Source organism: Pseudorhodobacter sp. (assembly GCF_030452865.1).
GTDB lineage: Bacteria > Pseudomonadota > Alphaproteobacteria > Rhodobacterales > Rhodobacteraceae > Pseudorhodobacter.
Genome location: NZ_JAKDLJ010000223.1, coordinates 1 through 6,088, shown reverse-complemented (window position 1 = coordinate 6,088; position 6,088 = coordinate 1). Strand labels below are relative to the sequence as shown.

The 6,088-nt window shown below is 60.9% G+C and carries 8 protein-coding genes; 4 read left to right on the top strand and 4 right to left on the bottom strand.

Translation table 11 applies throughout. From position 1 onward, the window contains the following. Window positions 1-1,548 (bottom strand): primosomal protein N' (priA, locus tag L0H65_RS12890; RefSeq protein ID WP_301459457.1); only part of this gene is annotated, 1,548 nt, incomplete at its 3' end. 107 nt (window positions 1,549-1,655) lie between these two features. On the opposite strand from priA, the gene fsa reads away from it, so the two are divergent. The 4 genes from fsa to L0H65_RS12870 all read left to right on the top strand — a co-directional run bounded on the left by fsa (window position 1,656) and on the right by L0H65_RS12870 (window position 4,838). Next, a complete protein-coding gene (gene fsa, locus L0H65_RS12885; RefSeq protein WP_301459456.1) occupies window positions 1,656-2,309 on the top strand; it encodes a fructose-6-phosphate aldolase in 654 nt (217 codons plus the stop codon). Window positions 2,310-2,486: 177 nt separating this feature from the next. Beyond that, complete coding sequence (locus tag L0H65_RS12880; protein WP_301459455.1) at window positions 2,487-3,179, top strand: DUF484 family protein; 693 nt, start codon at window positions 2,487-2,489, stop codon at window positions 3,177-3,179. Then, window positions 3,176-4,099, top strand: a complete 924-nt coding sequence (locus L0H65_RS12875) for a tyrosine recombinase XerC (RefSeq protein ID WP_301459454.1) — start codon at window positions 3,176-3,178, stop codon at window positions 4,097-4,099. The genes L0H65_RS12880 and L0H65_RS12875 overlap by 4 nt, the downstream gene beginning before the upstream one ends. Before the next feature lie 28 nt (window positions 4,100-4,127). Further along, the gene (locus L0H65_RS12870) at window positions 4,128-4,838 is read left to right on the top strand and encodes a phosphatidylcholine/phosphatidylserine synthase (RefSeq protein WP_301459453.1); all 711 of its coding nucleotides are present in this window, start codon (window positions 4,128-4,130) and stop codon (window positions 4,836-4,838) included. A gap of 72 nt (window positions 4,839-4,910) precedes the next feature. Here the strand turns inward: L0H65_RS12870 and L0H65_RS12865 are convergent, their stop codons facing one another. The 3 genes from L0H65_RS12865 to L0H65_RS19810 form a co-directional block, all read right to left on the bottom strand. Further along, window positions 4,911-5,363, bottom strand: coding sequence for a methylated-DNA--[protein]-cysteine S-methyltransferase (locus tag L0H65_RS12865; protein ID WP_301459452.1), 453 nt, complete (start codon window positions 5,361-5,363; stop codon window positions 4,911-4,913). A 9-nt stretch (window positions 5,364-5,372) separates the two neighbouring features. Further along, window positions 5,373-5,840 (bottom strand): hypothetical protein, encoded by a 468-nt coding sequence (locus L0H65_RS12860; RefSeq protein ID WP_301459451.1) that lies wholly within the window; start codon window positions 5,838-5,840, stop codon window positions 5,373-5,375. A 106-nt stretch (window positions 5,841-5,946) separates the two neighbouring features. Next, a complete protein-coding gene (locus L0H65_RS19810; RefSeq protein ID WP_367651994.1) occupies window positions 5,947-6,060 on the bottom strand; it encodes a zinc finger domain-containing protein in 114 nt (37 codons plus the stop codon). Window positions 6,061-6,088: the final 28 nt, after the last annotated feature.

Sequence of the window (6,088 nt, the reverse complement as noted above, 5' to 3'; positions counted from 1 at the left end):
CGCCCGCGCCGACCCGAACAGGTCCGATGACAGCACCGCGACCCGCGCATCGGGAAACAACGCAATCACTTCTTCGGCCAACCGCTCCACCCCCGGCCCGACCGGCGCCATCTTCCCCGCCACGCCACAGCTCGGACAGACCTCGGGCATCGGTTTCGTCGCGCCGCATTGATGGCACATCAGCCGGTTGAGGAACCGATGCTCCACCATCCGCGCGTCGCAATCATCGCAGCCCACCTGCGCACCGCAGGCCCGGCACAGGGTCACAGGTGCATAGCCGCGCCGGTTGAGGAAAATCAGCGATTGCTCACCCGCCGCGACCCGCGCCTTTACCGCATTTTCGAGGGTGGGCGAAATCCAGCGCGTGGAGGGCAGCTTTTCCGCCCGCATGTCAATCGCCCGCATATCCGGCATTTCGGCGACACCGAACCGCGTACCAAGGTCGAGCCGCCCGTATTTCCCCGACTGCGCGTTAACCCACGACTCAAGGCTGGGCGTGGCCGAAGCCAGAACAATCGCCGATCCACAGATCGCCGCCCGCAACACCGCCATATCGCGGGCATTGTAGATCACTCCTTCTTCCTGCTTGTAAGACGTGTCATGTTCCTCATCCACCACGATCAGGCCCAAGTCCTGAAACGGCAAGAACAGCGCCGACCGCGCGCCTGCGACGAACTGCGCGCCGCCATGCGCCGCCATCCGCCACAGCCGCCGCCGCTCAGTCATGGTCACACCGGAATGCCATTCGGCAGGGCGCGCGCCGAAACGCGCCTCCACCCGGTTGATGAATTCTGATGTCAGGGCGATTTCCGGCAGCAAAACCAGCGCCTGCCGCCCTTGACGCAGACATTCGGCCACCGCTTCGAGATACACCTCCGTCTTGCCGGACCCGGTGACCCCTTTCAGCAGCGTTGCAGAATAGCCGCCCATCGCCACCGACGCCACCAGCGCATCCCCGGCCGCAATCTGGTCGCCCGCGAGGCGCACCACCATCGCCGCCGGGTCAAGGCGCGGGTAAGGCAAATCGCGCGGGGCTTCCTCCTCCAGCACCACGCCGGATTTAACCAGGCCTTTGATAACCGAAGGCGTCACCCCGGCCTGTTCAGCAAGTTCCCGCAGAGTGAATGACAACCCGCCATAGTCGCGCAGCACCGCCAGCACCTTTGCACGCGCATCCGTCGCGCGGTCCGGATCACCCGATCCCAGCCGGTAAACCCGACGGGTGGAAGGCGGGCTGTCCAGCCCCGGCGCGCGGGTGGCAAGCCGCAGCATCGCCGACAACGGCGTCAACGTGTAATCGGCGGCGCGCGTCAGAAATGCGCGCATCTCATCGCGCATCGGCGGCACATCCAATACGCGGTAGGCAGCGCGCAGTTTGGCGGGGTCAATTCCACCTACGCCCGGCCCCCAGACCACGCCCAAAATCTTGCGCGGGCCAAGCGGGACTTCCAGAAAATCCCCCAAAGCGCAACCGCCATCCGGCGCGCGGTAATCCAGCACCGGGCCAAGGCTGCGCCCGAAATTTTCGGTCACGGCCACGCCGATCACTTCGCCCGCCTGCCAATGCTCAACCGTCACGCCTTGCCCTTTCGCCGTCGCTGCATTTGCGGTATTACACCTGCAACCCCCGCTGTAACACCCAAAGGACACCTGCCATGAAATTCTTTGTCGATACCGCCGATGTGGATGCAATCCGCGAACTGAATGATCTGGGCATGGTGGATGGCGTCACCACCAACCCCTCACTTATCCTGAAATCCGGGCGCGATATTCTGGAAGTCACGAAAGAGATTTGCAGCTTCGTCTCCGGCCCGGTTTCCGCCGAAGTCGTCGCCCTGACCGCAGATGAAATGATCGCCGAAGGCCGCAAACTGGCCGAAATCGCGCCGAATATCGCGGTGAAAGTGCCGCTGACATGGGACGGGATGAAAGCCTGTAAAGTGCTGTCTTCCGAAGGCAATATGGTCAATGTCACGCTTTGTTTCTCTGCCAATCAGGCGCTGATTGCCGCCAAGGCCGGGGCGACCTTCATCAGCCCTTTCATCGGGCGACTGGACGATATCAACCTCGACGGGCTGGACGTGATTTCCGATATCCGCACGATCTACGACAATTACGGGTTCGAGACGCAAATCCTCGCCGCCTCCATCCGCAGCGTCAATCATGTAACGCAATGCGCGCTGATCGGCGCGGATGTGGTGACGGCTCCGCCTGCTGTGATCAAGGGTCTTGCATCCCATGTTCTGACCGACAAAGGGTTGGAGCAGTTCATGAAAGACTGGGCCAAGACCGGTCAGAAAATCGTCTGATCTTCGAAGGTTCGCCAAAGCGCCGGATGTTTAGCAACACCGGCGCTTTATAGCCCGCAGTACGGCAGGGCATGGCAGATTTGCCCCATTGACCCATGGATTTACCGCCAATCGCAAAAAAGGCGGGAAAATCCGCCGCAGCCCTGATAAACTGCCGCAAAACAACAAGGCAGCAGTATGATTGAACAGGACATGCGCGACCGCATCATCGCGGCACCGGAACATATTTTAGACGATCAGGATGTCATGCGCGCGTTGATCGCGGCGAATGAGCGGGCCATGGGCTCCAACATCGTCGATCTGCGCGGCATCGCGATGGAACGGCTGGAAACCCGGCTGGACCGGCTGGAAGATACCCACCGCTCCGTAATCGCCGCAGCCTATGAAAACCTTGCGGGGACCAACCAGGTCCACCGCGCGATTCTGCAAATGCTCGACCCGCTGAATTTTGAGGAGTTTCTGCAAAGCCTTGGCGGCGATGTGATGCAAACCCTGCGGGTGGATTGCGTGCGGCTCGTGCTGGAATCGGTGCAAAGCACCGATGATCCAGCGCTGCGCAAACTCGGCGAAGTGCTTTATGTCGCCGAACCCGGCTTCATCGCCGAATATGTCGCAGGCGGGCGGAACGTGTCGCTGCGCCCGGTGACTTTGCGGCAAGTGGTGCCGGCATCGGATGCGCTTTACGGCGAACGCGCCGGCTGGATCCGGTCCGAGGCGCTGTTGCGGCTGGACTTCGGCAAAGGGCGTTTGCCGGGAATGCTCGTGCTGGGTGCCGAAGACCCGCATCAGTTCAAACCAACCCAAGGCACCGATTTGCTTGCGTTTTTCGCCGGAGTTTTTGAGCGGACAATGCGGCGCTGGTTGTCATGAGCCTTGCCATATCGCCCGCCGCCCGCGCGGCTTTGGCGGAATGGTTGGCACATCTGCGCGCGCTGAACGGTGCGGCGCAGAACACGCTGAAAGCCTATGCCACAGACGTTTCCGGCTACCTTGCGTTTCAGGCAGGCCATCGGGGCGGAACCGAAGGGCTTGCAGCACTGGTGGCCCTGCCGCAAAGCGATATGCGGGCGTGGATGGCGCATGAAAAGGGGCGCGGCGTTGGCGCGCGATCATTGGCGCGGGCTTTGTCGGCGGTAAAAGGCTTTACCGCCTGGCTCGCCGACCGCGAAGGGCTGGACGCCACGGCGGCGCTTTCGACCCGTGCGCCAAAGTTTCGGCGCAAACTGCCGCGGCCTTTGGCCGAAGATGCCGCTCTGCAAGTGCTTGAGACCATTGGTGATGACGCGCGCGAAGAATGGGTCGCCGCGCGCGATACCGCTGTGGTGACGCTGCTTTACGGCTGCGGCTTGCGGATATCGGAGGCGCTTGGCCTGACCGGGGCCGCCTCGCCCCTGCCGCAGGTTCTGCGCATCATCGGCAAAGGCGACAAGGAACGTCTGGTGCCAGTGCTGCCCGCCGCGCGAAACGCGGTTTCCCGCTATGTAACCCTTTGTCCCTATGAGATTTCTGCCAATGCCCCGCTGTTTCGCGGCGCGCGGGGCGGAGCGTTGAACCCAAGGCTTATTTCGGGCGTGATGGAACGGGTGCGGGCGCGCATGGGCCTGCCCGCCACTGCGACACCGCATGCCTTGCGCCATTCCTTCGCCACCCATCTGCTGACCGCCGGGGGCGATCTGCGGGCGATACAGGAATTGCTCGGCCATGCCTCACTTTCGACAACGCAAGCCTATACGGCAGTTGATACTGCGCAATTGATGGCGGTATATGCGAAGGCACATCCGCGCGCGTGACAGGGCCAAACAGACAATGAGCTTCGCTATGACATTGAGATTGAAGGCACTTTTTGTTCACCTCTTTACGGCAACCGGGGCTGTCCTCGCAATGCTGGCGATGCTCGCCGCGGTGGATGAGAAATGGGACGCGATGTTCTGGTGGCTCGTCGTTGCGCTGGTGGTGGACGGCATAGATGGCCCGTTAGCTCGACGCTACGATGTAAAAAAGAACTTCGCCACCTATGACGGTGTGCTGCTTGATCTGATCATCGACTATCTAACCTATGTGTTCATCCCGGCCTTTGCGCTGTTCAGGTCAGGGTTGCTGCCTGATTGGACCGGGTGGATTGTCATCATCGTCATCACCTACGGGTCGGTGATTTACTTCGTCGATACCCGGATGAAAACAAAGGATAATTCCTTTTCCGGCTTTCCGGCATGCTGGAATATGTTCGTACTGGTGATGTTTGCGTTGCAGCCGGGGTATTGGACCATTCTCGCCTTCGTCCTCGCCTTGACCATAGCAATGTTCCTACCGCTGAAATTCATCCACCCGACCCGAACGGCACGTTGGAACCAGATATCCCTGCCGATGGCACTGGCCTGGACCTTCTTTGCCGGCTGGGCAACTTGGGTTGATTTCCACCCGGCAAGCTGGGCGCATTGGGGGCTGATTGTGACCTCGCTTTACCTGACGTTCGCCGGCATCGCGCAGCAGATCATACCCGAACCACGCAAAGCCTATCCAAAAGGTTAAGAGCCTGGAAACTCTCTGGGATCTCTCTGGAAAATGGCCAGAGTTTTTCTGGCCGAAATTGTTGCGGATGCGTTAAATCAGCAGACCCGCAGCGCCTTCCAGCTTTAGCAAAGCAACCTTGGTTTCCACCCCTCCGGGCGCCGAAAACCCACCAAGGCCCGTAGCACCCAGTACGCGGTGACAGGGGATCAGGATCGGCGTGGTGTTCGCGCCGCAGGCTTGGCCGATTGCCTGCGCTGGACGGCCAAGCAGACGCGCCAGATCTCCGTAGGTTCGGGTCTCACCAAAGGGAATCGCGAACATCGCGTGGCGCATCTGTTCCTGAAATCCAGTGCCGAAATCCAGCGCGAGGTCAAACACCTGCCGCTTGCCGTCGAAATACTCGCCCAACTGCCGACACGCCTCACGCAACAGTGGCGTCGGATTGGACCGGCGCGAAGCCCAGTCGATCCGCGTGATCAGCCCGCCTTCCTCCACCACCGCGAAGGGGCCGAAGGGCGAATGGAAAACGGCTTGATGCTCCATCACGGCGGGTCAGATCACGTCGTCAATCTTCAGGGTCTTGCCGTTCAGATCAAAACTTTCCCCTGCTTTCAACCCGTCCATCGCGCGAAAGATCGGGCTGTCTTCGGAAATGCCCATATAGGTTTTACCGTCGCAGTCAAACTGCGAGGTCGCCACGGCCACAACGAAATTGCGCCCACCCACAACAACAATCGCGCCTGGTTCCACGGTGTCGGTCAGGGCGAAATCCATCTCCTCCAGCGCCTCGATCTTGGCGGTATGGATGAACACCGGCTGATCGAGCGCCATGGCCTGATCGGCGGCGGTGCGGGACATGGCGATATCATCCTTGTCCCAGTTTTCGCGATCATCAAGCAGCGATTCCTCGGCGGTGCTATCGTGCTTTTCCTCGGCATAGTCGAGTTCGGCCTGCTCCAGCGCCAGCATGGCGGCGCGCACAGCGGTCTTGCGGGCGAGGCGAGTGGTCTTGTTCGGCATGATATCACCTTGTTGCAATGGGGATGCGGGTTGCCCTGTATCCTATATAGGGTCGCGCGCGGAAATTTCCGCCTTGATCTGTATCATCAGATCAAGGCGGTTCAGTTCAACCCAGCGCGGCGTTGCAGCGCGCGCAGGTGCAGGGGTGTTTATGCGTGCCGACATCGGGCAGAATTTGCCAGCAGCGGGCGCATTTCTCGCCCGGTGCCGGTTCGAACACCACGGCAACACCCGGCACTTCGGGCAGG